Source organism: Arthrobacter flavus (assembly GCF_039526005.1).
GTDB lineage: Bacteria > Actinomycetota > Actinomycetes > Actinomycetales > Micrococcaceae > Arthrobacter_D > Arthrobacter_D flavus.
In genome coordinates this window covers 173,858-197,102 of the sequence record NZ_BAAAIJ010000059.1, presented here as the reverse complement: position 1 = coordinate 197,102, position 23,245 = coordinate 173,858, and the positions used below count along the sequence as shown (strand labels likewise).

Below are 23,245 nucleotides of genomic sequence, written 5' to 3'. Positions count from 1 at the left end.
GCAACTATGAGTATCCAATCCTGGCCGACCCCTACTGGACGTACTCGCACACCGCCATTGCCAGGACCGGAAACGGGGCATACATCCCTGGGAATGAAACTGTAGCGCGCGCGAGCCGCGAGCTCAGCAGGTGCTTCAATTGCTCCTTCCCAATCTCGGGCGCACCGAGAAACTTCCCACTAGGAGGAAACAGATTTACTCTGAATGCTAGCCCGCTGACCTTCATCAACATTCCCGCTCCCGTTGAAATGGTGCGGAGTTCCGGCGCAACCAACTTTGCTCTAAGAGCAACACCAGGCCACTTTGACGGCGCAGGGTCAACGATCAGCTTCAGCTTCTACAAGCCCTCCGGCTGGCCTGTTCGGATCGCAATCGCAGCAACGGTCATCAAGGACAGGGGAGCCGCTGCGAACGCAGCAAACGCCCAAGTCGCTAAAATAAAATGGACTCAGTTTGCCACCCAGCTTGTCCTGAACACCAGGAGTTACAGTTGAGCAAAACCTTGAACCCTCCAGTCGAAAGACACGCACGTCGCGCACTTTTGCTGTTACCCATAGCAGCGGTAACAGGCGCCGTTGTGGGCCCCCTCCAATACCTCCTGTTCTACTCCGGATCCGACTCTCCGGAGGTAACGAGTGGCATTACAGCGTTCAGCGTGATCACGGGAGCTGTGCTCGGAGTGATTATCGGAGGACTGGCTGGAGCTGTCGGCTATCTTCTTGCTCGGCGGAGCCACTTGGACGTGAAGGTGATAGCAATCGCCGTAACCCTCACGGTGGCCGCAGTCTGGGCATTCATCGTTTTCTATTCCGGGGCAGAGTCAAGCAGCCCAGTGGGGGTAGCGGACTTGGTGATTCCTGTTTGCACCGCGCTGGCCGCAGGTTCATTCATCCTGCTCACCCAGCGCACAAAGAACTCATAACAAAAGAACATCAGCGGATCGTCACCATGGTGGCGGTCCGCTGTCTTGCTCAGATTCCGATACAGAGTGGCTCTTGAGACTTTGAAAGTGGCTGCGATCTGTTGCGTGGTGTAGCTGCAAGACTCAATCATGGTTCGGGCCCGACCGATCTGCGTTGGGCCCGAACCCAGCTTCCGTCCTCCCGGGGCCACGGCTGTGAGCGGCCAACCGCCCTTCCTGAGTCCTCTCCACAATCAAGTCACGCTCAAATTCGGTATTCGCCAACTGGGGCCAAATTAAGCCGCCCTGACGGGGCCATTTACGGTTGACATAGTCAAGCAGGCGACAGACGGAGGTCAGCCAGCACCCCGAACAAAACATTAAGGAGTGGCTATGTCTGAAGAAGACAAATCAAAGAAAAACCGACAAAACACGATCGTCGGAGTTGCAGTTGCTATCGGCGCTGGCCTCGGAACAACATTCGGAGTGATTATGGGTGGAGGCGCTGGAATTGCCATCAATACGTGTATCGGAGTAGGTATCGGTGTGATAATTGGAGCAGCATGGGATTCTCTAACTGCTGGAAGCTGAGCCAACTGGTAGTCCGCCGACCCAGTGCTTCATTAAACGGCCGATGGACGCTCGTATTGAAAAACTGAGCTGCGTCGGGTAGCAAGGGCCACCGGTTCGGCTCAAGCCGCCAGGGCAGGCCATGCACAGATCGCTCGTTCCACTGCCGAGAACTGTCCCGCGACGCAGCCCGTCGTCAACCAGGAATCGTCAGGCGTCTTGCCAGGCCTTTAGGACTGCTTCGATCACCGCGGTGCCGTTGTCGCCGTTCGTCATCACGACGAGGCCGATGTCCTCGCCCGGGTTCACTATCAGCTGGGCGTGGAAGCCGCGGTTAACTCCTCGATGACCCGCGGTCGTCGTCCCGTTATGTTTGTATAGCTCAACACCCAAGCCATACCGTCCGCTGGTCCCCTCGGAGGGGATGCGCATAAGTTCTGCGTGATCGTCTTTTGAACCCAGCCAGGCAGCAAACCGGCCAAGATCATCCACGGTGGTACACAGCCCGGCAGCGGCCATTTCGGCGTATCGATAGCGGGCAATTGGTCTTCCTTGGGTGTCGTGGCCAGCAGCCCAATACCGGGTGGCGCCGGAATCTTGGGTGCAGGCGTAGCCGGTGGAATCCAGACCGATTGGTTCAAAGACGTACCGGTTGGCCAGTTCGTCGAAGGACTGGCCAGTGGCCTCCTCCGCCACTAATTGTGCGAGGGTATAGCCGCCGCCGGAGTATGAATAGGAGCCCGATGCCTGTATCTGGGTGACAGCGGTGCCCGTTGTGGCCCCGTTGAGTGACTCGGCAGTCCCCGGGAGCGGCCGGGCTGGGTCCAGGCCGAGGTAGCCCGGCTGGCCGATACCGGCCGTGTGGCTGAGGAGCCGACGTACTGTTACTCCGTCTGCGTCGGGCCAGTCACTGAGGGGCCGCCAGCCGCGCAGCAACGGTCGGACGGGAGTGTCAAGATCTAGCACGGCTTCATCGGCAAGACCCAGGACAGTTGCTGCGGCCACCGGCTTCGAGATCGAGCCCACCTGAAAGACCGTCGAACTTGTGACTGCTTCACCACCCAAAGAGGCCATCCCATAGCCTTGACTCCACACCACGGCACCGTCCTGAATCACGGCCACCGCCGCGCCGGGCACCCGCTCGGCTTCAAGTGCTTCGGGGACCGCTGAGTCGATCGCGTCGGTAACCGTTTCCAGATTAGTTGGGCGCGAAAGCGACATGTCCACGTCATCGTGGACCAACATCACTACCCAGATAGCCGCGCAACCAATGAGTAGAGCGGCAGCCCACGCGCCAAGGCGCTTTTTCCCAGTCACGCCTTTGGCTCTCATCACTATCCCGATCCTAGTTTTCCACGGGGATACTGCAGGTTTGCTGCAGGCCCCCGGAGTAAAGCGTTACATGGTCTGCCAACGGTTCGGCAACAGAACTGTGGCGGAGCGAGTTGCCTGGTCTTGGGCTAAACATAGGTGCGAGATATCCATTCGGTCGGCCCATCCTCGGCGAAGGGGCCGCTGGGCTCTAATTTTCGCAGTACGTCTGCCGCATAGTGGATCGATAACGGTCGGCAGCCAACGCTCCCTGAGAAGCTTCGCTGCCGGTAAGAACTTCGCCTGACACCGAAACGCGCCGCCGTCGTCATTAGAGGCGCCGAAAGAATCACCTCGCACACGCACTGAGAGTGTTCATCCAAGCTCTTCCCATCCGAAAGGGCGCAATGCTTTCTCATCTTAACCTTCACCGATCCCTGTGGCCCTTCATCAACGTTCTGACACTTGGCCCCGCGGCGGCAGGGCTGTGGCGCCCCACAATCTACGAAGGCATCGTCAGCGAAGAACTTATCCCCGGGGCCTTTTCCCAGGACTTACTCTCCGTGGCCGCAGCACTCGGCCTCCTGTATTTTGCAGTCACAGCCCAGGGCGACCGGTGAAACACCAGATCGTAGCTCTGAGGCTGCTGGGGTACCTCTTCTATGCGTACGGCATCTACGTCATCGAGCGTGCCTACAACGGCCTGTCCTCGTGTACCTGGCAATCTTCACCCTGGCCCTGTGGTCGCTGGTATGCGCTGGAGCTCACCTTCGCCGCGGTCTTCTCCAGTTTGCCCTACCGGGACCGGTTCGGCTCCTACCTGCCCCGGACGCCATCCTGCCGCCTCTCCTTTTCTATCCCCTCTGGATAGCGATGCTTTTACCCCTGATGCGCTCCGGAGAACAGATCGCCTTCCTCTACTCGATCTTCATCCTGGACCTTTGCTTAATCATGCTTGCCTTTCTGATCCTCGCCGTCCTGACCTACAGGTAGCAGCAGACGGGGTTGCTACTGCTGCCGGCTACCCACGTCTCGGGCTTCACCCTGATCTCTTCTCCTTAGCCGTGGGCGAACTCGTCAAACCGCTGTTCAATACACACCAAACCCGGCCGCATTTTGGCCAGCCCTCGGGCTTTCCCTGCTTTTCCTGATCCTGGGCACGCTGCACCTCAGCACGATGCGCATCAGCGAGGTACGAGCGATGCCCGTGATCGACGGCAGTGGCACGGCCAAAGCGCAAACACTTGCGTGAAATGCACGCACCTCGCACCGATTCCATCGCCCTCACGGGTCACGCCAGCACCGAGACCGGTACTCACTGGCGCGAACCGTTAGCAGTGGAGGAAGCGAAACTTCAGCTGGGCATCCTTGGTGAGCTTTCTGCTGTCAATTTCGTGTTTCCGGGATAAACACGTGGATCAGTTTTCCGTCGTCTTTGATGAGAACGTCCTGTTGCTGCCTTGTGACGACATAGGTCTCGAGGAAGTCCCCGGCGGATCCGGCGAAGTTCAAGGTCAGCAGGATGTATGCGCTCAGCAGATAATCCTGCGGAAGTGTGAGCAGCCCAAGGCCCAGCACTATCCCCCAAAAGACACTCGGGGCGAGGGCGACAAGCACCGCGCTCCGGCGGGTCAGGAAGGCATGGTTTCCGGTGGTCAGGAAGGGAAAGCGCACTGCGTAGGAAGGCTTTACCTTAGTCAATAACTGGAGGACGATTCCGTGCGTCACCTCGTGGACCGCCATATAGATAAGGCACGCAGCCAGCGTCACCGGGATGGTAACGGCCGGCCCCCACGACGTAGCTGCAGGAACATCGAGTACCAACGCGGCGCCAAGGGCGAGCAAAACCACCAGCACGAAAATCCCTTGGACCGCGGCAGCGAACTTCCTGTCCTTTTTAAAGTCGATCGTTATGTGTCTCACATAGCTAGTTGGCAGTTCGGCCGTATCCCGCACCTTGGACTGATCTTTCATTTCTATCTCCCTTGAAATCCATTGAACACTTCCTAGTTGGAAATCCGTATCCGGCCAGCCACGGACATGGTGATCCCATACGACCTCCGGATTGGGTGCAGTCCCCTCCACCTAGATGTACTGAGTACACCTAGACGCGTTGCCCCTATCCCATGCCTTTGTCCCACGGCGTACCCCTGTGCGGAGCCGCTGCCGATGATGCTGCTCACCGCAAGAACCGTTCGAGCGTTTGAGCTATTTCTCGGGGGTGCGTCCAGTGCAGGTAGTGGCTCCAACCAAGCACCACAAGGTCGGATCTTTTCAGGGACTCCAGCTGTCGTTCGTGGGCGGGGTGCCACTTCGCATTGACGTCGGTGGGGACTGCTGAAGGTTTGCTTGACACTTTGACGTGTCCCACGGTTTGGTTACCGGCTATGGTCTGAGGATTGGGCTCCTTCTGAGAGGTTTCACCTATGCCACGTCCCTTTCCGTTTGAGTTCCGAAGAAGAGCTGTCGAGCTCGTGCGGGCCGGCAAACCCATCACGACAGCGGCAGTCGAACTCGGTGTCAGCGCTGCCGCGATCCATAACTGGGTTCGGCAAGATCAGATCGACCGAGGCGAACGCACCGGCGTCACGACGCCGGAGAGCATCTAGCTGGTGATAGCGAGAAAGCGAATCCGCCTGCTCAAGGAAGAAGTAGCGATTCTGAGGGCGGCATCGAAGCTGTTCGAGGAGGTCCGACCCAACCCAAAAGGGTTCACCCGATGATCGATGCGCTCGTCGAGACAGGTCATCGGGTTAGGCTTTACTGCCGGTTCCTAGAGGTGAGTAGCGCTGGTCATCACAAGTATAGGAAGCGTCCACTATCAGCGACGCATATGCGCAGGCAGTGGCTGACCGGGCTGATCCGTGAGGTTCACACGGCGTCAAGACAAACCTATGGGTCCCGCCGGGTCCATGCTGAGCTAGCCCTCGGGATTGGCATAAAGGTCAGCGAACGGCTGGTCGCCCTACTCATGTCGGACGCGAAGATCGTGAGATTACCGGGGCCCTGCGAAGGGGAGAAGGCTTCAGGGCGTCGCTACAGCCGATGACCTGGTTCACCGGAAGTTCCATCGACTTGCGTATATCGCTGCCAAGAGATCGTCTTTGTATTTCGTCATGACTGTCGCTTTGTCCGGTCAGGTCAGCCATGCTCAGTGCAAGCTCGCGGCGTTTGCGATGAGTTCCTTAAGCTGCGCCTCCGTCGCACCCTTCCGCCGCCACAAACGGAGGTTGTTCGCGAAGTTTCGGGCCCATGTGTTCAACGGGGCCCCTGCGGCAACGATCACCTCAACGTCTGCATCGCTGCTAGGGGTTTTCGGGGCCAGGGCGAGCTTCCGCGTGGATTCCGTACTCTGGGATAGGCCAGCGACCCGCTCTGCCTCAAACCATTCGGTGAGCAGGCCATTGTCGTGTTTCGGGCTCGATGCCTCCAACAGGGTGAGGCCGACGCGGAGGTCCCTAAGCGGTTCAGCTACTGACTCGGCTCGGAGGTTGATGGTGTTCAGCGTCGCGAGAGCAATTAGTGCTCGAACAAAGGCTCCATCACTGCGCTCTTCAGATCGGGCGGCCGCGGCGGCGATGCGCTCCGACTTCGCGAGGCCGACTGCGACCCACGTGGAAATGATGATCGCAGCGGCAGGGACAGCAATCCCAGTAATGATCTCCAGAGTTGAGTTGTCCATGCAATCAGACTAAAGCGGCCGCGGGTCCGCTGCGCTCATCCGTACCGCTAACGGCGGGTTGCCGCGACGGACGTAAGCATCGATCCCCCAGCATGACATTAGATGTTGCACACCTATCCAGAGGGTTACATAAGCGGAGTCAAGCCAACTATTCGGATTGATTCGCCTTGTTTTCAGTCTGGTAAACAGAGGTCTCCTCGAGCCTGACCGGTCTTGCCAACCTTTGGCTGCAACGCTCAATCCGTCCGATGCGCGTCAAGGACCTGCAGTCTGATGCATTCACCCGACGAGCTTGGGTCAAACGGCCAATAGGACCCTCCTTGTATGCGTTCCTCCGTCGCTTACTTCCTCGCCAAATTTCGGCCATCTCCCAGTTCCCCAAGTTGCACTGCGGCCCCTAACACCCAGAACGGTACCAAGAGGAAAGACTCGGTGAAAACTCTCCCGAAAGTCATGTACCCGGAGCAGTACCCCCCCATGAAGTAGTAAGAAAGCCCACCAAGGGCTCGAGGAGAGAAAGGAGTCGACCCTTCACAGGAAGACTGCAATTCAGCCACCGAAACAGGCACACCCTGTTCACCATCTGAGCCGGTTTGTGCACAGTCAGAGAGCGAAACAGCCTCTGACAAGGGGAAACGTGTGCCCGAAGTGGGACTTGAACCCACACATCTTTCGATACTGCATTTTGAGTGCAGCGCGTCTGCCAATTCCGCCATTCGGGCCAACCGGCGCCCCGACAAAAGATCCAGGTAAGACCAAATGGAGTACTCAAGTCTTCGTCAGTGCGCGAAACTACTCTACATGCCGATAGGCTGTTTTAGTGAACCGGCAAGGCACTGCCCTGCCGGGCAAATCTGATTGATTGAACAAGGAGCCTGCTGTGTCTGAATCCAACGAGTCAACCGTCTCGGGTGTTGCGCGGCGCGTGATTGTTGCCGAAGATGAAACCCTCATCCGTCTGGACATCGTGGAGATCCTCCGTGGCGAAGGATACGACGTCGTCGCCGAAGCCGACAACGGCGAAAAGGCCGTCCAACTGGCCAAAGAGCACAAGCCCGATCTGGTGCTGATGGACGTGAAAATGCCCGTCATGGATGGCATCACCGCAGCCGAACAGATCGTCAAGGCACGCATCGCCCCCGTTGTGCTCCTGACCGCCTTCAGCCAAAAGGAATTGGTTGAGCGGGCACGCGACGCCGGTGCCATGGCCTACGTGGTCAAACCGTTCACGCCAGCTGATCTGATCCCTGCCATCGAGATTGCGCTCTCCCGCCACGAAGAGATCAAGGCACTGGAAAATGAGGTCTCGGACCTCCAGGAACAGTTCGCCACCCGCAAGCTCGTGGAGCGCGCCAAGAGCCTACTCACCACCAAGATGGGCCTCACCGAGCCCGAGGCCTTCCGCTGGATCCAGAAGACCTCGATGGACCGCCGTCTCAGCATGCGCGAGGTTGCCGAGACCATCATCAACCAGGTCAACTAGCCCCACTCTGAACAACACACGCCGAACAAAAGAAGGACCCCGCCGATAAAAAACGGCGGGGTCCTTCTTTTGTCTACTAGGTTACTTGCGCTTGTTTTTGACCGGCCACGGGCCGACCTTCTCTTTGTTCGGCGTGTAGCCGTTGGGGAGCTGACCGGCGTCGGCGATGTCGCCGACCTTGTGCACCTTGATCGAGTTCGTGGACCCAGCCTGCCCGGGAGGCGAACCGGCAGCGATGACCACCAGGTCATCAGGCTCCACGAGGCCCTGTTCGAAGAGCACGCGATCCACCTGGGCGGTCATCTGGTCAGTGTGCTCGACGAACTCCACGAGCATCGGCTGGATCCCCCAGATCATTGCCATCGAGTTCAGGGTTGACTGAACCGGGGTGAAAGCGAATACCGGCTTGGTGGGCCGCAGGCGCGACAGGCGACGTGCCGAGTCACCGGACTGGGTGAAGGTACAGATGTACTTCGCGTCCAGCTGGTCGGCGATCTCCACTGCCGCACGGGTAATCGCACCGCCACGGGTTTTCGGCTTGCTACCCAAGGGAGGTACCCGGTCCAGACCATGCTTCTCAGTCGACTCGATAATGTTCGCCATCGTCTGGACGGTCTCCATGGGGTACTTGCCCACACTGGTCTCGCCGGAAAGCATGACGGCGTCGGCGCCGTCAAGGACCGCGTTGGCGCAGTCAGACGCCTCCGCGCGCGTGGGCCGCGGGTTGTCAATCATTGACTCCAGCACCTGGGTAGCCACGATCACCGGTTTGGCCCAACGACGGGCGAGCTCGATGGCCCGCTTCTGCACAATGGGAACCTCTTCGAGCGGCAGCTCCACACCCAAGTCGCCTCGGGCCACCATGATGGCGTCGAACGCGTCGATGATCTCTTCGATGGCGTCGACAGCCTGAGGCTTTTCGATCTTCGCAATCACCGGGACCCGGCGGCCCTCTTCGTCCATGATCTCGTGGACGCGGACGACGTCGGACGCGTTCCGGACAAAGGACAGTGCCACCATGTCGACGCCACGCTGGATGGCCCACCGCAGGTCGGCCTCATCCTTGTCGCTCATCGCCGGCACGCTCACCGCGACGCCGGGAAGGTTGATGCCCTTGTTGTTTGATACAGCCCCGCCGACGGTGACAACTGCAACAACGTTCGTGCCGTCGACCGCAGTCGCACGCATCGCAACCTTGCCGTCATCGATGAGCAGGGTGTCGCCCACGTTGACGTCGTTGGGCAGGCCGAGGTGGGTGGTGGAGCAAATGTCCTGCGTGCCCTCGACGTCGTCGGTGGTGATGGTGAAGGTGTCTCCGGGAGCAAGCACGTGCGGGCCGTCAACAAATCGCCCGAGGCGGATCTTCGGCCCCTGAAGGTCAGCGAAGATCGCCACGGGACGGCCCAGCTCTTCCGAAGCCTGCCGCACATACTCGTAGGTCTGGTTATGCACCGCGTGATCGCCGTGGCTCATGTTCATCCGGGCAACATCAACACCGGCTTTCAACACCGCCACCGTGTTCTCATAGCTCGCGATCGCGGGGCCGAATGTTGCAACAATTTTTGCGCGTCTCATGAAACCTAGCCTAGTCGTCTTGTAGTAGATGGTGTTGGGTGCGCGGCGGCCTGCCCGCGACTACGTGCACTCAGAGAACTGCCATGGCCCGGTCGGTAGGAGCCACCGGTGCTGGCAGCTTGGTCTTCCCCATCAGCCACTGATCCACTGCCGCGGCGCAAGCGCGCCCCTCCGCGATAGCCCAGACGATCAGTGACTGTCCGCGGCCAGCATCGCCCGCCGCGAAAATTCCGGGCGTGTTGGTCATGTAGTAACCGTCCCGACCAATATTGCCGTGTTCATCGAACTCTGCCTGCACCTGCTCGGTGATACCGGCCGGTTCCGGTCCGGTGAAGCCAAGTGACAGGAACACCAGGTCCGCCGGGATGTCACGTTCGGTGCCAGCTTTCGGCACGCGGCGACCGTCCACGAACTCGGTCTCGGCTACGCGAATGGCCGTCAGCTTGCCGTTCTCGCCGACAAATTCGACGGTGGACGCAAGGTAGGTCCGCTCGCCACCTTCCTCATGTGCGCTGGCAACCTCGAAGAGGGTCGGGAACGTGGGCCACGGCTGGTGCGCCGCACGGTCCGCGGGAGGCTGTTGGCCAATCGCCAGGGTCGTCACCGATGCTGCGCGCTGCCGGTGAGCGGTACCCAGACAGTCCGCGCCAGTGTCGCCGCCACCGAGGATCACCACGTGCTTGCCCTCCGCGTGAATCTGGTCCTCGACGACCCCGCCTGCACTCACCCGGTTGGCCTGCACCAGGTAATCCATCGCGAAATGGACACCCTCGAGTTCCCGGCCAGGAATGGGCAGGTCACGTGGGATCGTGGCACCGGTGGCCACCACGACGGCGTCGTACCGGCGCCGCAGCTGGTCCCAACTGATATCGCGTCCCACCTCGACGCCGGTCCGGAATCGGGTCCCCTCGGCGCGCATCTGCTCGAGACGCCGCTCCAGGTGGCTCTTCTCCATCTTGAAATCGGGGATCCCGTAGCGCAGGAGCCCACCGATCTTGTCGTCACGCTCGTACACCGCCACCGTGTGACCGGTCCGGGTCAGCTGCTGCGCTGCGGCCAGGCCAGCCGGTCCGGAGCCGACGACGGCGATGGTCTTGTCCGTCAGTCGTTCCGGCGGGTGCGCCTCAACCCAGCCCTCGGCGAAGGCTTCGTCGATGATCGAAACTTCCACCTGCTTGATGGTGACCGGCGGCTGGTTGATCCCCAGCACGCAGGACGCCTCGCAGGGCGCCGGGCACAGCCTGCCGGTGAACTCGGGGAAGTTGTTGGTGGCGTGCAGCCGCTCAATCGCTTCCCTACCCTTGTCCCGGTAGGTGAGGTCGTTCCATTCCGGGATCAGGTTACCCAGCGGGCAGCCCTGATGGCAGAACGGGATGCCGCAGTCCATGCAGCGTCCGGCCTGGGCCTTGAGGACGCCCTTTTCCTGCGCCTCGTAGACTTCCTTCCAGTCCATGATTCGCACTGGCACAGGCCTGCGGGGTTGGGTCTGGCGTTCGCGTACCTTCATGAATCCGCGTGGATCACCCACCGGTTACCTCCAAGATTCGGGTCCAAGCTTCTTCACCGTCGGGGTCAAGCCCATCTTCGATGGCCGTCGCCCGCGCGTCGAGGACCGCTGCGTAGTCACGCGGCAGCACCTTGGTAAGGCGGGCAATCGTGTCATCGAAATTCTCCAACAGGTGCGTTGCGAGGTTCGATTCGGTCTCTTCAACGTGCTTGATCATCAACTGACGCACTATTTCGATATCCTCGGCATCGAGATCAACCAGTTTGAGTTCGCCGTTCTCAAGGCTTTGGATGTTCATGCGCCGCCGGTTCAGGTCCAGCACGTAGGCGGTACCACCGGACATCCCTGCCCCGAAGTTGCGGCCGGTTCGACCCAGGATCAAGGTCTGCCCGCCGGTCATGTACTCGCAGCCGTGGTCGCCGATTCCTTCAACCACCGCCGTGGCACCCGAGTTGCGCACCAGGAACCGCTCCCCCACCTGCCCCCGGAGGAAAATCTCCCCGCTGGTGGCACCGTAGCCGATCACGTTGCCGGCAATGACGTTGCGGTCGGCGGCGAACACGTTGGACCGGTCCGGACGGACAATGATCCGCCCGCCGGAGAGTCCCTTGCCCACGTAGTCGTTCGAGTCGCCGAACAGCCTGAGGGTGATTCCCGCTGGCAGGAATGCACCCAGGGATTGACCCGCCTGACCGGTCAGGGTGACGTCGATGGTGTCGGTGGCAAGGGTGTCGACGCCGAACCGCCGGGTCACCTCGTGGCCCAGCATGGTGCCCACCGAACGGTCGGTGTTGACCACATCGACCGAGATCCTCACCGGCGCGCGGTTGTCCAGCGCGTCGCCGCTCATTTCGATGAGCTTACGGTCGAAGTGCTGATCCAACTCGTGGTTCTGGGTGGTCATGTTCCGCATCGGCGCGTCGTCACCGAACTCGTTGCCGCGCAGGATCGGGTCAAGATCCAGTCCATCGGCTTTCCAATGATCGATGGCCTTGCGGGCATCGAGTGATTCACTGTGGCCGATCGCCTCCTCGATGGACCTGAAGCCCAGGCTGGCCAGGATTTCCCTGACCTCCTCGGCGAGGAACTCAAAGAAGTTGACCACAAACTCCGGCTTGCCGGTGAACCGGGACCGCAGTTCGGGGTTCTGGGTGGCCACGCCCACAGGACAGGTGTCCAGGTGGCAGACGCGCATCATGATGCAGCCGGAGACCACCAGCGGTGCGGTGGCGAAACCGAATTCCTCACCACCCAACAGGGCGGCGATGACGACGTCGCGACCGGTCTTCAGCTGACCGTCCACCTGGACCACGACCCGGTCGCGAAGTCCGTTGAGCATCAGGGTCTGCTGCGTTTCAGCGAGGCCCAATTCCCACGGCACCCCGGCATGTTTGAGGGAGTTCAGTGGGCTGGCACCGGTGCCGCCGTCGTGCCCGGAGATGAGGACGACGTCGGCCTTGGCCTTGGTGACGCCCGCTGCGACAGTGCCGATCCCCACTTCGGAGACCAGTTTGACGTGGACCCGGGCTGATGGGTTGGACCGTTTGAGGTCGTAGATCAGCTGGGCAAGATCCTCGATCGAGTAGATGTCGTGGTGCGGCGGTGGCGAAATCAACGCCACGCCCGGGGTTGAGTGCCGGGTGCGTGCTACCCAGGGGTAGACCTTCTGGCTCATCAGCTGACCGCCCTCGCCGGGCTTGGCTCCCTGCGCCATTTTGATCTGGATGTCCTGGGCGTTGGTCAGGTAGAGGCTGGTCACACCGAACCGGCCCGAGGCCACCTGCTTGATGGCGGAACGACGCTCAGGATCGAGCAACCGGTCAACATCCTCGCCGCCTTCACCGGTGTTGGACTTCCCGCCCAACCGGTTCATGGCGATGGCCAGCGTCTCGTGGGCCTCCTGGGAGATGGACCCGTAGCTCATGGCCCCGGTGGAGAATCGCTTGACGATGCTGGAGACTGGTTCCACCTCGTCGATGGGCACCGGTTCGCGCACGCCGTCCTTGAACTGCAGCAACCCGCGCAGGGTCATCAGTTCCTTGGCCTGGTCGTCGACGCCGCTGGTGTACTTCTTGAAGATGTCGTAGCGTCGCTCGCGGGTGGCATGCTGCAGCCGGAAGACGGTCTCCGGGTTGAACAGGTGCGGTGGACCCTCGCGGCGCCACTGGTATTCGCCACCGTTGTCGAGACTCCGGTGCGGATCGTCAATCCCGTCCTCCGGGTAGGCACTGGCGTGACGGGCTGCCGTCTCGGCAGCAATCACGTCCAGCCCGACGCCGCCGAGCTGGGTCTGCGTGCCGTGGAAGTACTCGTCGACCAGTTCCTGGCCCAGGCCGAGGGCCTCGAAGGTCTGTGCGCCACAGTAGGAGCCGACCGTTGAGATGCCCATCTTGGACATGATCTTCAGGACGCCCTTGCCGAGGCCCTTGATCAGGTTGGCGACCGCCTGTTCGGCGGTCACGCCGGTGATGTCACCGTTGCGGACCAGTTCCTCGCAGCTCTCCATCGCCAGGTACGGGTTGATCGCGGAGGACCCGTACCCGATCAGTGCTGCCACATGGTGCACTTCACGGACGTCCCCCGCCTCGACCACCAGGGAGGTCTTGGTCCGGTTGGCGCTCCTCAGGAGATGGTGATGGACGGCGCTGGTGAGCAGCAGCGACGGGATCGGCGCCCACTGCGCGTTCGAGTCGCGGTCCGACAGGACGATGTACTGGATGCCCCGGTTGATGGCGCTGGAAACCTGCTCGCAGATCTCGGTGAGCCGCGCCCGCAGGGAGGCCTCCCCGCCGTCGGGCCGGTACAGGCCGCGCACCTTCATGCTGATGCGTTCGCCGTCATCGTTGGACATGTTGGCAATCTTCGCCAGCTCGTCGTTGTTGATGACCGGGAAGGAGAGCCCTACCTGTTTGGCGTGCACCCGCTTGGTGGACAGGAGATTGCCGTTGGGCCCCAGCGACGCCCGCAGCGAAGTGACCAGTTCCTCACGGATGGAATCCAGCGGCGGGTTGGTGACCTGGGCAAAGGACTGGACAAAGTAGTCGAACAACAGCCGGGGGCGCTTGGACAGCACGGCCACCGGCGTGTCGGAGCCCATCGCGCCGAGCGGTTCAGCGCCGGCCTTGGCCATCGGTCCGAGCAGGATCCGCAGCTCCTCCTGCGTGTAGCCGAAGGTGCGCTGGCGGCGGTTGATGGAGGCTTTGGTGTGCAGGACGTGCTCCCGCTCGGGGAGGTCCTTCAGGTGCAGCAGGTTGTCTTTGACCCACTCGCCCCAGGGATTGGCGGAGGCGATCTCGGCCTTGATCTCCTGGTCCTCGATGACGCGGCCTTCCTCGGTGTCGACGAGGAACATCTTGCCCGGGGATACCCTGCCCTTGTGGACCACCTTGGAGGGTTCAATGTCGATGACCCCCACCTCGGAGGCGAGCACCACCAGTCCGTCCTCCATCACCCAGTAGCGTGCGGGGCGGAGGCCGTTGCGGTCCAGGACCGCCCCGACCAGAGTGCCGTCGGTGAAGGACACTGCGGCTGGGCCGTCCCACGGCTCCATTAGCATCGAGTGGTACTGGTAGAACGCACGACGGGCCGGATCCATGGTGGAGTGGTTTTCCCACGCCTCCGGGATCATCATCATGATGGCGTGGGTGATGGGCCGGCCGGAGAGCATCAGCAGTTCGGCGACCTCATCGAACGACGCCGAGTCCGACGCCCCGGGGGTGCAGATGGGGAACAACTCTTCGGGATCATCGCCGAGCAGGCTGTGGGAGAGCTGCGACTGGCGGGCCCGCATCCAGTTCCGGTTCCCCTTGACCGTGTTGATCTCGCCGTTGTGGGCGATGGTCCTGAACGGCTGCGCCAGCGGCCAGGACGGGAAGGTGTTGGTGGAGAACCGGGAGTGGACAATGCCGAGCTTGGTCTTGAAACGCGGGTCCGACAGGTCGGGGTAGAACGGTTCGAGCTGCGCGGTGGTCAGCATGCCCTTGTAGACCATGGTCTTCGAGGACAGCGAGGGGAAGTAGACACCGAGCTTGTTCTGGGCGCGCTTGCGGACCCGGAACGCCAGCGCATCAATATCGACGGCGTCTGCCGTGCCCTCGGCTGGCGCCAGGAAGAGCTGGACGAAATGGGGCATGCAGGCGCGGGCCATGGCACCGACCAGGTCGGCCTCGATTGGCACGTCCCGCCAGCCCAGGACGGTGAGGCCCTCGGACTCGACGATCGCTTCCAGCCCGGCGCGGGCTGTTTCTTCCTCACGTCCTTCGGCGGGAAGGAAAGCGGTCCCGACGGCGTACTGGCCGGCAGGTGGAAGGTCGAAGCCGACGACGGCCCTGAAGAACTCGTCGGGCACCTGGGTGAGGAGGCCTGCGCCGTCGCCCGTCCCCTCGTCGGCGCCTACTGCACCCCGGTGTTCCAGGTTGCGAAGCGCGGTCAACGCATGGTCGACAATGTCGTGGCCCGGTTCGCCCCGGAGGGTGGCGATCACGGCCAGGCCGCACGCATCCTTCTCGTTCTCCGGGTTGTACAGTCCGGTGGCTTCGGGAATGGCGGAGAACCGGTCGAAGGGTGAGACGACGGCGGGCTGGTCGGCCACGGGAGCGGATGCCCCGGCGGCGACGTCCTCAACGATCGAAGAATCCTGCTCGGGACGGGCCGATGGCCCGTTGTCCGAGGTGTGTGTGGAAGCGCCGGCGGTGGGGTTGCCGGAAGTGGGAGCATTCATAGGTAGTGTCCTTCCCCCAGAATGGAGCGTCGGGAGGGGACGGCCTTGGCCCCAGGTCTGCAACCCGAGTGGGCTGCGCACTAAACGAACTTGTTAGCAGAATTCTATGGCGTGACTGACGCTTCCCGGGAGGTTCCTGGGACAACGATTGCAGAACAACTGGGCACCGGAGGCACCCGCCAGATCCGGTGCGCCAGGAGAGGGGTGTTCCGCCGGGGCGCCGGAGCCACGTCACTGTGGCGGTGTGTCCAGTGTGGGCGGTGGCCCTGGACGCTAGGGTCGGGAATCGTTCTCCCGCTTTTTCGGATCGGTGCTGTCCCGCTCGGAGAGAGGTTCATCACTTCCGTTTGTTTCGACGAGATTACCACGGGTGGTGGATTTCGTTTCGTCTGTGTCGGCACGGTGGGTGTCAGTGGTGTCGTCCGGCGAGTCCACGGCAGACGGTTCACGCCCTGGCAGATACAGGGACGGCGTGTCGGCACCCTTGCGTTTCGTACCGAGATAGATCAGGACAGCGATCGCGCCGAGCAGCACCAGGATGCTGGTCCAGACATTCAACCGCTGGGTGACACCGAAGAGGGTGACCAGTTCGGCGTCGTCGATGCGGAGAGCTTCGATCCAGACGCGGCCCGCCGTGTAGAAGGCGGCGTAGGCCCAGAACATCATTCCGCCGCGCAGACCAAACCTCTTGTCGAGGAGCAGCAGGAGCGCGACGCCGGCGAGGTTCCACAGCAGCTCGTACAGGAAGGTCGGGTGGAACAGGGTGTCCACGGGGACGCCGTCGGGGAAGTTGGCGTTCTCCGGATCGATCTCCAGGCCCCAGGGCAGGGTGGTGGGGGCACCGAAAAGTTCCTGGTTGAACCAGTTGCCCAGCCGGCCCACTGCCTGCGCGAGCAGGATGCCGGGTGCGGCGGCATCGGCGAAGGCGCTCAGCCGGACCCCCGACCGGCGGCAGCCGATCCAGGCGCCGACGGCGCCCAGGGCGATGGCGCCCCAAATGCCCAGGCCGCCCTCCCAGATCCGCGGTATCCGTGCCAGGTCGCCGTCGGGACCGAAATAGGCGTCCGGTGAGGAGAACACGTGGTAGAGCCGGCCGCCAAGGATGCCGAAGGGGATGGCCCAGATGGCCACGTCCCAGACGACGTCCGGGTTGCCGCCGTACCGCTTCCATCGGGACACCGTCAGCATCAGCGCCAGAACAATACCGGCCAGGATGCACAGGGCGTACGTGTAGAGCGTCAACGGACCAAGGCTGAAGGACGCCCACTCCGCTGGCGGGCTTGGGATACTGAGGGGAAGCGCCCCGATGGTGCTCGAGATACCCATAGGTTAGCTCTTTCCCGTTCCGCTACTGAGATCCTTGGTCAATTCCGAGACGGCCTCGACACCGCCGTCGCGCAGGGCAGCAACGAGGGCAGTACCCACGATCACCCCGTCCGCGTAGGCGGCGATTTCCTTGACCTGGGCCGCCGTTGACACGCCCAGTCCCACGCAGGCGCGGTCGGCACCCGCGCCGTGGGCGGCGTCGACGACGGCGCGCGCCGCCGAGCTGACTGCCGTCCGTGCACCGGTGATACCCATGATCGACACGGCGTAGACAAACCCGCGGCTCGCCTTGACCGTGCGTTCCATGCGTTCAGGGCTGGTGGATGGCGCCACGAGGAAGACCCGGTCCAGGCCGAACTCGTCGGAGGCGGCAATCCATGCCCCGGCCTCATCGGGGATGAGGTCGGGGGTAATCAGCCCCGCCCCGCCAGCCTCGTGCAGGCGCCGGGCGAATTCGCGGACGCCCAGCTGCATCACCGGGTTCCAGTAGGTCATCACCAGCACGGCAGCGTCGGTTTGGGAGGTGATGCCCTCGACAATGTCGAAGATCCGCTCGACGGTGAACCCGTTCTTGAGCGCCTGCACCGTCGCGTCCTGGATGACCTGGCCGTCCATGACGGGGTCGGAGTAGGGGATGCCGATCTCGATCAGGTCCACGCCGTTGTTCGCCATCGCCAACGCAGCATCAATCGTGGTCTGAACATCAGGGAAGCCCGCAGGCAGGTAACCGATCAGGGCCGCTCGCCCGGCGTCGCGTGCCCGGTCGATCGCTGCGGCGGCTTTGCTCGTGGTCTGGGTGGTCACAGCTGTTCTCCCTCTTTCCCGATTTCGGATTCGGCGCTGTCATCTGGCAACAGGTCGAAGTATTCGGCGGCGGTCGCCACGTCCTTGTCACCCCGGCCCGAAAGGTTGATCAGCACAATCTTCTCGGCCGGATCTCCACCCTCAGCAGCAAGCCGCTGGCCCACCTTGATGGCACCCGCCAAAGCATGGGCTGTCTCGATGGCCGGGATGATTCCTTCGCTGCGGCACAGCACGCGGAAAGCGTCCATGGCCTCGGCGTCGGTGATCGGTTCGTAGCTGACCCGGCCAATGTCGGCAAGGTACGCGTGTTCGGGGCCCACGCCCGGATAGTCGAGTCCGGCTGAGATGGAGTGGGACTCAACGGTCTGGCCGTCGTCGTCCTGCATCAGGTAGGAACGGGCGCCGTGCAGCACACCCGGGCGTCCGAGCGTGATGGTCGCCGCGTGCCGACCGGTCTCGACACCGTCACCGCCGGCCTCGAAGCCGTACAGGGCCACCGCCGGGTCGTCGAGGAACCCGTGGAACATGCCGATGGCATTGGACCCGCCACCGATGCAGGCGCAGACAGCGTCGGGCAGCTTGCCGGTTTCCGCCAGCATCTGCTCGCGGGCTTCTTCACCGATGACTTCGTGGAAGAACCTGACCATTGATGGGAACGGGTGCGCTCCGGCAGCGGTGCCGAGGAGGTAGTGGGTGGTATCGACGTTGGCCACCCAGTCGCGTAACGCCTCGTTGATCGCGTCCTTGAGCGTCTGTGACCCGCTGGTCACCGGGATCACTGTGGCGCCCAGCAGCTCCATCCGGGCAACATTCAGCGCCTGTCGGCGGCAGTCTTCGGCACCCATGTAGACGACGCACTCGAGACCCATCAGGGCCGCGGCGGTGGCACTGGCCACGCCATGCTGACCGGCGCCGGTTTCGGCGATGACCCGGGTTTTGCCCATCCGCTTGGCGAGCAGCGCCTGACCCAGCACGTTATTGATCTTGTGGGACCCGGTGTGGTTGAGGTCTTCGCGCTTGAGGAAGATCCGCACTCCCCCGGCATACTCGGCGAACCGTTTCGCCTCGGTAAGCAGCGACGGCCGACCGGCATAGGTGCGATTCAGTTCGGCCACCTGGGCGGTGAACTCGGGATCGGCTTTGGCCTTGTCGAAGGTGTCGGTCAGCTCATCCAGGGCAGCGATCAGGGACTCAGGCATCCACCGGCCGCCGTACTCGCCGAAGTAGGGTCCCGGGGCGTGGCGGAGGCTTGCCGTCGGGTCGAGGAAGGCCTCGGCCGTGTCGGTGGTGACCCCGGTGGATGCGTTGGCTGCCTGTGGCGAATCGGTCATGAGCTTGCCTGTCCTGTTGTGGTGGTGTGCTGCGTACCGGTGGTTAGGCGGTCGGCTGGTCCTGGTCGACCAGTCGCGCACTGCGGCCGGCGTTGAGGAACGCCGCGATGGTGTCTTCGGGGTTGTCGTGGCGAACCAGCGCCTCGCCAACCAGGATGGCGTCTGCCCCATCCGAGGCGAACCGCTCGACGTCGGCCACGTCCCGCACACCAGACTCGGCGACGATCAGTGTGCCCGCGGGGATTCCTCCGGCCAGTGGTCCGAAGACTGACCGGTCAATGTCAAGCGTCTTGAGGTTGCGCACGTTGATTCCGATGATCCTGGCCCCCACCGCAACGGCCCGTTCAACCTCGACGTCCGTGTGGGTTTCGACCAGCGCGTTCATCCCCAGCTCGTGGGTGAGCGCGAGGAAACCTGCAAGCTCCTCATCGGTAAGTGCAGCGACGATCAGCAGGATCAGGTCGGCGCCGTGGGCACGAGCCTCCCAGATTTGGTACTCGTCAACCGTGAAATCCTTGCGCAGCAGCGGGAGGTCGACGGCAGCGCGCACCGAGTCGAGGTCCGCGAGGGACCCCCCGAACCGGCGTTGTTCGGTGAGGACGCTGACGACGGCGGCCCCGCCCGTTTCGTAGCGGACCGCCAGTGCTGCCGGGTCCGCAATGTCGGCCAGCGCACCTTTTGAGGGGCTGCGCCGTTTCACCTCGGCGATCAAGGTGATCCCCGAGCCGTCACCACTCAGGGCCGCATAGGCATCGCGGGGCGCCGGGGCGGCCGCGGCGTCGTCGCGCAACTGCTCCAGCGGACGTGCCTCAACCCGCGGCGCGAGGTCCTCCCGGACGCCCGCAATAATGTCGTCGAGAACGCTCACCTAGTCGTCTTTGCCCTTCAGCTTCGAACCGCCGACGCCGTAGCCTGCCCGCTTCATGACGAAACCGGCAGCGAGACCGACCACCATGACCGCAATGCCGATCCAAAACAGGACCGTGCCAGCGTTGAAGTTCCCTTCGGTGCTGGCGAAGACATAGGCGAACGACGAGACGGCGGCACCTGCCAGCATGATCAGGACGCAGGTCCACGCGGCGGGGCTATTGCCATGCCCGATGGTTTCGTCATGCATCGAGGCGTGGTTCTGCTTGGAGTTCTCCGGGTGCTCTGTCGAAGCGGTCCGGGTGGATGCGTTAGCTGTGGCGTCTTTGGCCATGGTGACTCTCCTTGAAACTGGTCTACTGTCCATTCTGCCATTAGTTCAGGGCGACCGCGGTCTGCCCTCACCCGGTTTAGCTGGTGGGATCTTTTCCCTTGGTCAACTGGTCCCAGCTGTCGATCTCGTCCGAGTGGGCGGTCGTCTTCCGGGCCGGCGAATCACCGGCGGCTACCTTCTCATACCGCATGGAGCGGTTCCAGCTGCGGCTGGCGAGAAGCATCCACACGGCGGCGCCGATCAGGCCCAGCCCGGCGACTGCGGCCAGCCACGGGAAAAGGGTCAGAATGAGTCCGGCACCGCTGTCGGTGCTGACGCCGAGTGCTTCCCCAATGGCGGGGGCCGCCGCGCCGGTGGGATCCGCCACCACGAGCAGGCTGTTCCAGGCGATGCCGACACCGGCGATAAACAGGATCGCCACCACCAGGATCCGGGCGATGCGGCCGGCGATGGAGACGGCCAGTGCTGCGGCCAGCGCCACCAGCGCGAATGCGGTGACGGCGGTGGCGGCGTCGCTGCCGGGGATCTGCAGGTCTGGAGTCTGGACGGCATCCTGCGGCAGGATCACCGTCAACCAGGTCTGGGTGGTACTGGCAAAAGCGATGAGCGAAAAGATCACCGTGGCAAGAATCACGGTGCCCTTGCGCTGCCAGGCCCGCGGGGCTGCTGGGGTGTTCCCGTGGTGTGGGCCGGTCGTGTGCGGTGTTCCTGAAGCGGTATTCATGCGGTGGGCACCTCCTGAAGGTCAGTTGCGGAGACAGGCCTGAGACTTGAGGCAATCAGGGCGGCCCGGAGCGGCGCCGCCGCTTTGTTGACCGTTTCCTGCGCCTCGTCCTCAAGAACCGAGTCGGCAACGATTCCGCCGCCGGCCTGCACGTAGGCGCGGCCCTCACGGAGCAGCGCGGACCGGATGGCAATCGCCAGGTCCATGTCGCCGGCGAAGTCGAGGTAGCCCACCACTCCCCCGTAGATGCCCCGGCGGTGAGGTTCAACCTCGTCGATCAGACGCAGCGCCCGGGGTTTGGGCGCACCCGAGAGTGTTCCGGCGGGGAAGGTGGCGGCGAGGACATCGTAGGCGGTTTTGTCGGGAGCCAGTGATCCGACGACGGTCGACACCAGGTGCATGATGTGGCTGAACCGCTCCACTTCCATGAACTTGGTGACGTCCACTGACCCGGGGACACAGACCTTGGAGATGTCGTTGCGGGCCAGATCCACCAGCATGAGGTGTTCGGCGCGTTCTTTTTCGTCCGCCAGGAGTTGATCGGCCAGGGCGCGATCCTCCTCGAGCGTCTGGCCGCGCGGACGGGATCCCGCGATCGGGTGGGTGATGACGTCCTTGCCGGTGACTGTGACCAGTGCCTCCGGGGAGGATCCGACAATCGAGTATTCCCTGCCATCGGCGTCAGCAAGGCTGAACAGATACATGTAGGGGCTGGGATTGGTGTTGCGCAGCACTCGGTAGACGTCGAGGGGGGACGCCTGGCAGTCGAGTTCGAAGCGGCGTGAAATGACCACCTGGAAGACGTCGCCGTCGACAATGGCTCGCTTGCCCCGCTCGATTGCGGCGAGATACTTGGGCTTGTCCCAGCGCTCATCGACCCGGGACAACAGCTCGGCGGTGTCCACCGACCCGTCCTGCAATACCGACACCGGCTGTTCGGCAGCCTCACCCAGCTTGGTGAGCATGACCCGGATCCGCTGGACGGCGTCGTGCCAGGCTTCGTCCACCCGGTCGCTGGTTCCGTCGAAGTTGATGGCATTGGCAACCAGGGTGAGGGTGCCCTCCGAGTTGTCGTGCACCGCCATGTCGGTTACCAGGCACATGGCCAGCTCGGGGAGGAAAAGATCGTCCTCCGGGGGGCTGGTGAGCCGCTCCCAATGACGGACCGACTCCCAGCCGATAAAGCCAACCAGCCCGGAGGTGAACGGCGGCAGGTTGTCGAACCGTCGGGTGCGCAATGCCTCAATGGTCTGACGGAGGGCTTCGACCGGGCTACCTGAGGTGGGAACTCCCGCGGGCGGCTCACCCAGCCAGTGTGCTTCCCCGTCGAGACTGGTTAGCGTCGCCCGTGAGTGGGCGCCGATGAAGGAGTACCTCGACCACACGCCCCCGACGGCTGCCGATTCCATCAGGAACGTCCCGGGCTCACCGTTGGCTAGCTTGCGGTAAATGGCAATCGGGGTGTGGGCGTCCGCCAGCACCTTCAGGTGCACGGGTACTACCCGACGCTCCGTGGCGAGCTCGCGGAACTCGGCAAGGCTGGGGCTGATGACTCCAAGTTCCTGCATGAATGTGTGTGCTCTTTCAGCTGGCGGTGGGAGAGTTTTCGTGGGAACTGCCCGAGGATAGGCTCTGGGCGACGACGACGTCGAGGCCCCTGCCATCGAAGCAGGTCCGGGTGCCGGTGTGGCAGGCGGCGCCGACCTGGTCGACGCGGATCAGGAGGGCGTCCCCGTCGCAGTCCAGGGCCACCGATTGGACCCATTGGATGTGACCGGAGGTGTCGCCCTTGCGCCAGTAGGTGTTCCGGGACCGGGAAAAGAAGGTGACCCGCCCCGTGGTGAGGGTCCGGTGGACCGCTTCGTCGTCCATCCAGCCGAGCATCAGCACCTCGCCCGAATCATACTGTTGGATCACTGCAGCGACCAGCCCGGCGGGGTCTCGCTTGAGGGCCGCGGCGATCCCCGGATCGAGGGTTTTTCCCGCGGAATAATCAGGCGCTGGCGTGGTGTCGGTGTGTGTTGGCATCGTCGTCAATTCTATCGCGCTCGTTGGTGGCCAGGGGACGGAGGCTAATAGCCCATCAGGACGGTCGCTCCGGTGGTTCTTC

23 protein-coding genes and 1 tRNA gene are annotated in these 23,245 nt (G+C 62.8%); 8 read left to right on the top strand and 16 right to left on the bottom strand.

Annotated elements, in window-relative coordinates; genetic code table 11:
- Both ABD059_RS15905 and ABD059_RS15900 read left to right on the top strand, forming a co-directional pair.
- Positions 1–494 (top strand): hypothetical protein (locus ABD059_RS15905; RefSeq protein ID WP_343881813.1); only part of this gene is annotated, 494 nt, incomplete at its 5' end.
- Positions 491–922: a hypothetical protein gene (locus tag ABD059_RS15900; RefSeq protein WP_343881811.1), complete on the top strand. Its 432-nt coding sequence runs from the start codon at positions 491–493 to the stop codon at positions 920–922. The genes ABD059_RS15905 and ABD059_RS15900, both read left to right, overlap by 4 nt.
- On the opposite strand, the gene ABD059_RS17795 is transcribed toward ABD059_RS15900, so the two are convergent.
- Complete coding sequence (locus ABD059_RS17795; RefSeq protein ID WP_377959689.1) at positions 805–1,113, bottom strand: helix-turn-helix domain-containing protein; 309 nt, start codon at positions 1,111–1,113, stop codon at positions 805–807. The genes ABD059_RS15900 and ABD059_RS17795 overlap by 118 nt on opposite strands.
- A gap of 181 nt (positions 1,114–1,294) precedes the next feature.
- Between ABD059_RS17795 and ABD059_RS15895 the strand changes: the two genes are divergently transcribed.
- Entirely contained in the window at positions 1,295–1,492 is a 198-nt protein-coding gene (locus tag ABD059_RS15895; protein ID WP_343881809.1) for a hypothetical protein, read from the top strand.
- Between the two features lie 189 nt (positions 1,493–1,681).
- On the opposite strand, the gene ABD059_RS15890 is transcribed toward ABD059_RS15895, so the two are convergent.
- Positions 1,682–2,803 carry a serine hydrolase domain-containing protein gene (locus ABD059_RS15890; protein ID WP_343881807.1) on the bottom strand — a complete coding sequence of 374 codons (1,122 nt, stop codon included), beginning with the start codon at positions 2,801–2,803 and terminating at the stop codon, positions 1,682–1,684.
- Positions 2,804–3,189: 386 nt separating this feature from the next.
- Here ABD059_RS15890 and ABD059_RS15885 point away from each other — a divergent pair, with 386 nt between their 5' ends.
- Together ABD059_RS15885 and ABD059_RS15880 are read left to right on the top strand one after the other, a co-directional pair.
- A complete protein-coding gene (locus tag ABD059_RS15885; RefSeq protein ID WP_343881805.1) occupies positions 3,190–3,402 on the top strand; it encodes a hypothetical protein in 213 nt (70 codons plus the stop codon).
- Positions 3,399–3,653 (top strand): hypothetical protein, encoded by a 255-nt coding sequence (locus ABD059_RS15880; RefSeq protein WP_343881803.1) that lies wholly within the window; start codon positions 3,399–3,401, stop codon positions 3,651–3,653. The genes ABD059_RS15885 and ABD059_RS15880 overlap by 4 nt, the downstream gene beginning before the upstream one ends.
- Positions 3,654–4,168: 515 nt before the next feature.
- Here ABD059_RS15880 and ABD059_RS15875 read toward each other — a convergent pair.
- Positions 4,169–4,756: a DUF3267 domain-containing protein gene (locus tag ABD059_RS15875; protein WP_343881801.1), complete on the bottom strand. Its 588-nt coding sequence runs from the start codon at positions 4,754–4,756 to the stop codon at positions 4,169–4,171.
- A gap of 452 nt (positions 4,757–5,208) precedes the next feature.
- Here ABD059_RS15875 and ABD059_RS15870 point away from each other — a divergent pair, with 452 nt between their 5' ends.
- Together ABD059_RS15870 and ABD059_RS17790 are read left to right on the top strand one after the other, a co-directional pair.
- Positions 5,209–5,391: a transposase gene (locus tag ABD059_RS15870; RefSeq protein WP_343881800.1), complete on the top strand. Its 183-nt coding sequence runs from the start codon at positions 5,209–5,211 to the stop codon at positions 5,389–5,391.
- A gap of 110 nt (positions 5,392–5,501) precedes the next feature.
- A complete protein-coding gene (locus ABD059_RS17790; protein ID WP_377959688.1) occupies positions 5,502–5,831 on the top strand; it encodes an IS3 family transposase in 330 nt (109 codons plus the stop codon).
- A gap of 102 nt (positions 5,832–5,933) precedes the next feature.
- Here ABD059_RS17790 and ABD059_RS15865 read toward each other — a convergent pair whose 3' ends face one another.
- Together ABD059_RS15865 and ABD059_RS15860 are read right to left on the bottom strand one after the other, a co-directional pair.
- Positions 5,934–6,464, bottom strand: a complete 531-nt coding sequence (locus tag ABD059_RS15865) for a hypothetical protein (RefSeq protein WP_343881798.1) — start codon at positions 6,462–6,464, stop codon at positions 5,934–5,936.
- Positions 6,465–7,104: 640 nt separating this feature from the next.
- A tRNA-Leu gene (locus tag ABD059_RS15860) sits at positions 7,105–7,186 on the bottom strand.
- A 158-nt stretch (positions 7,187–7,344) separates the two neighbouring features.
- On the opposite strand from ABD059_RS15860, the gene ABD059_RS15855 reads away from it, so the two are divergent.
- A complete protein-coding gene (locus ABD059_RS15855; RefSeq protein WP_019482407.1) occupies positions 7,345–7,947 on the top strand; it encodes an ANTAR domain-containing response regulator in 603 nt (200 codons plus the stop codon).
- An 81-nt stretch (positions 7,948–8,028) separates the two neighbouring features.
- Here the strand turns inward: ABD059_RS15855 and pyk are convergent, their stop codons facing one another.
- From pyk to hisI, 11 genes are all read right to left on the bottom strand, one after another.
- Complete coding sequence (pyk, locus tag ABD059_RS15850; protein WP_343881795.1) at positions 8,029–9,522, bottom strand: pyruvate kinase; 1,494 nt, start codon at positions 9,520–9,522, stop codon at positions 8,029–8,031.
- 70 nt (positions 9,523–9,592) lie between these two features.
- Complete coding sequence (locus ABD059_RS15845) at positions 9,593–11,050, bottom strand: glutamate synthase subunit beta (RefSeq protein WP_343881793.1); 1,458 nt, start codon at positions 11,048–11,050, stop codon at positions 9,593–9,595.
- Complete coding sequence (gene gltB / locus ABD059_RS15840) at positions 11,043–15,749, bottom strand: glutamate synthase large subunit (RefSeq protein ID WP_343881791.1); 4,707 nt, start codon at positions 15,747–15,749, stop codon at positions 11,043–11,045. Before gltB ends, ABD059_RS15845 begins: the two co-directional genes overlap by 8 nt.
- 273 nt (positions 15,750–16,022) lie before the next feature.
- The gene (gene lgt / locus ABD059_RS15835) at positions 16,023–17,075 is read right to left on the bottom strand and encodes a prolipoprotein diacylglyceryl transferase (RefSeq protein WP_343881789.1); all 1,053 of its coding nucleotides are present in this window, start codon (positions 17,073–17,075) and stop codon (positions 16,023–16,025) included.
- Between the two features lie 3 nt (positions 17,076–17,078).
- Positions 17,079–17,879: a tryptophan synthase subunit alpha gene (trpA, locus tag ABD059_RS15830; protein WP_343881787.1), complete on the bottom strand. Its 801-nt coding sequence runs from the start codon at positions 17,877–17,879 to the stop codon at positions 17,079–17,081.
- Positions 17,876–19,210, bottom strand: a complete 1,335-nt coding sequence (gene trpB, locus ABD059_RS15825; protein ID WP_343881785.1) for a tryptophan synthase subunit beta — start codon at positions 19,208–19,210, stop codon at positions 17,876–17,878. The genes trpA and trpB overlap by 4 nt, the downstream gene beginning before the upstream one ends.
- A gap of 43 nt (positions 19,211–19,253) precedes the next feature.
- Positions 19,254–20,078, bottom strand: coding sequence for an indole-3-glycerol phosphate synthase TrpC (gene trpC / locus ABD059_RS15820; RefSeq protein WP_343881783.1), 825 nt, complete (start codon positions 20,076–20,078; stop codon positions 19,254–19,256).
- Complete coding sequence (locus tag ABD059_RS15815) at positions 20,079–20,327, bottom strand: HGxxPAAW family protein (RefSeq protein ID WP_377959699.1); 249 nt, start codon at positions 20,325–20,327, stop codon at positions 20,079–20,081.
- Between the two features lie 160 nt (positions 20,328–20,487).
- The gene (locus ABD059_RS15810; protein WP_343881779.1) at positions 20,488–21,135 is read right to left on the bottom strand and encodes a Trp biosynthesis-associated membrane protein; all 648 of its coding nucleotides are present in this window, start codon (positions 21,133–21,135) and stop codon (positions 20,488–20,490) included.
- Positions 21,132–22,703: an anthranilate synthase component I gene (locus ABD059_RS15805; RefSeq protein WP_343881777.1), complete on the bottom strand. Its 1,572-nt coding sequence runs from the start codon at positions 22,701–22,703 to the stop codon at positions 21,132–21,134. Before ABD059_RS15805 ends, ABD059_RS15810 begins: the two co-directional genes overlap by 4 nt.
- A 16-nt stretch (positions 22,704–22,719) precedes the next feature.
- Complete coding sequence (hisI, locus tag ABD059_RS15800; RefSeq protein ID WP_343881775.1) at positions 22,720–23,163, bottom strand: phosphoribosyl-AMP cyclohydrolase; 444 nt, start codon at positions 23,161–23,163, stop codon at positions 22,720–22,722.
- Positions 23,164–23,245: the final 82 nt, after the last annotated feature.

What these genes read in the sequence shown, in the direction of transcription:
- ABD059_RS15895 (WP_343881809.1), top strand. Translation starts at nt 1,295, where the DNA reads ATGTCTGAAGAAGACAAATCAAAGAAAAACCGACAAAACACGATCGTC.
- ABD059_RS15890 (WP_343881807.1), bottom strand. Translation starts at nt 2,803, where the DNA reads ATGAGAGCCAAAGGCGTGACTGGGAAAAAGCGCCTTGGCGCGTGGGCT.
- ABD059_RS15885 (WP_343881805.1), top strand. Translation starts at nt 3,190, where the DNA reads ATGCTTTCTCATCTTAACCTTCACCGATCCCTGTGGCCCTTCATCAAC.
- ABD059_RS15875 (WP_343881801.1), bottom strand. Translation starts at nt 4,756, where the DNA reads ATGAAAGATCAGTCCAAGGTGCGGGATACGGCCGAACTGCCAACTAGC.
- ABD059_RS15870 (WP_343881800.1), top strand. Translation starts at nt 5,209, where the DNA reads ATGCCACGTCCCTTTCCGTTTGAGTTCCGAAGAAGAGCTGTCGAGCTC.
- ABD059_RS17790 (WP_377959688.1), top strand. Translation starts at nt 5,502, where the DNA reads ATGATCGATGCGCTCGTCGAGACAGGTCATCGGGTTAGGCTTTACTGC.
- ABD059_RS15865 (WP_343881798.1), bottom strand. Translation starts at nt 6,464, where the DNA reads ATGGACAACTCAACTCTGGAGATCATTACTGGGATTGCTGTCCCTGCC.
- pyk (WP_343881795.1), bottom strand. Translation starts at nt 9,522, where the DNA reads ATGAGACGCGCAAAAATTGTTGCAACATTCGGCCCCGCGATCGCGAGC.
- gltB (WP_343881791.1), bottom strand. Translation starts at nt 15,749, where the DNA reads ATGAATGCTCCCACTTCCGGCAACCCCACCGCCGGCGCTTCCACACAC.
- lgt (WP_343881789.1), bottom strand. Translation starts at nt 17,075, where the DNA reads ATGGGTATCTCGAGCACCATCGGGGCGCTTCCCCTCAGTATCCCAAGC.
- trpB (WP_343881785.1), bottom strand. Translation starts at nt 19,210, where the DNA reads ATGACCGATTCGCCACAGGCAGCCAACGCATCCACCGGGGTCACCACC.
- ABD059_RS15815 (WP_377959699.1), bottom strand. Translation starts at nt 20,327, where the DNA reads ATGCATGACGAAACCATCGGGCATGGCAATAGCCCCGCCGCGTGGACC.
- ABD059_RS15810 (WP_343881779.1), bottom strand. Translation starts at nt 21,135, where the DNA reads ATGAATACCGCTTCAGGAACACCGCACACGACCGGCCCACACCACGGG.
- ABD059_RS15805 (WP_343881777.1), bottom strand. Translation starts at nt 22,703, where the DNA reads ATGCAGGAACTTGGAGTCATCAGCCCCAGCCTTGCCGAGTTCCGCGAG.
- hisI (WP_343881775.1), bottom strand. Translation starts at nt 23,163, where the DNA reads ATGCCAACACACACCGACACCACGCCAGCGCCTGATTATTCCGCGGGA.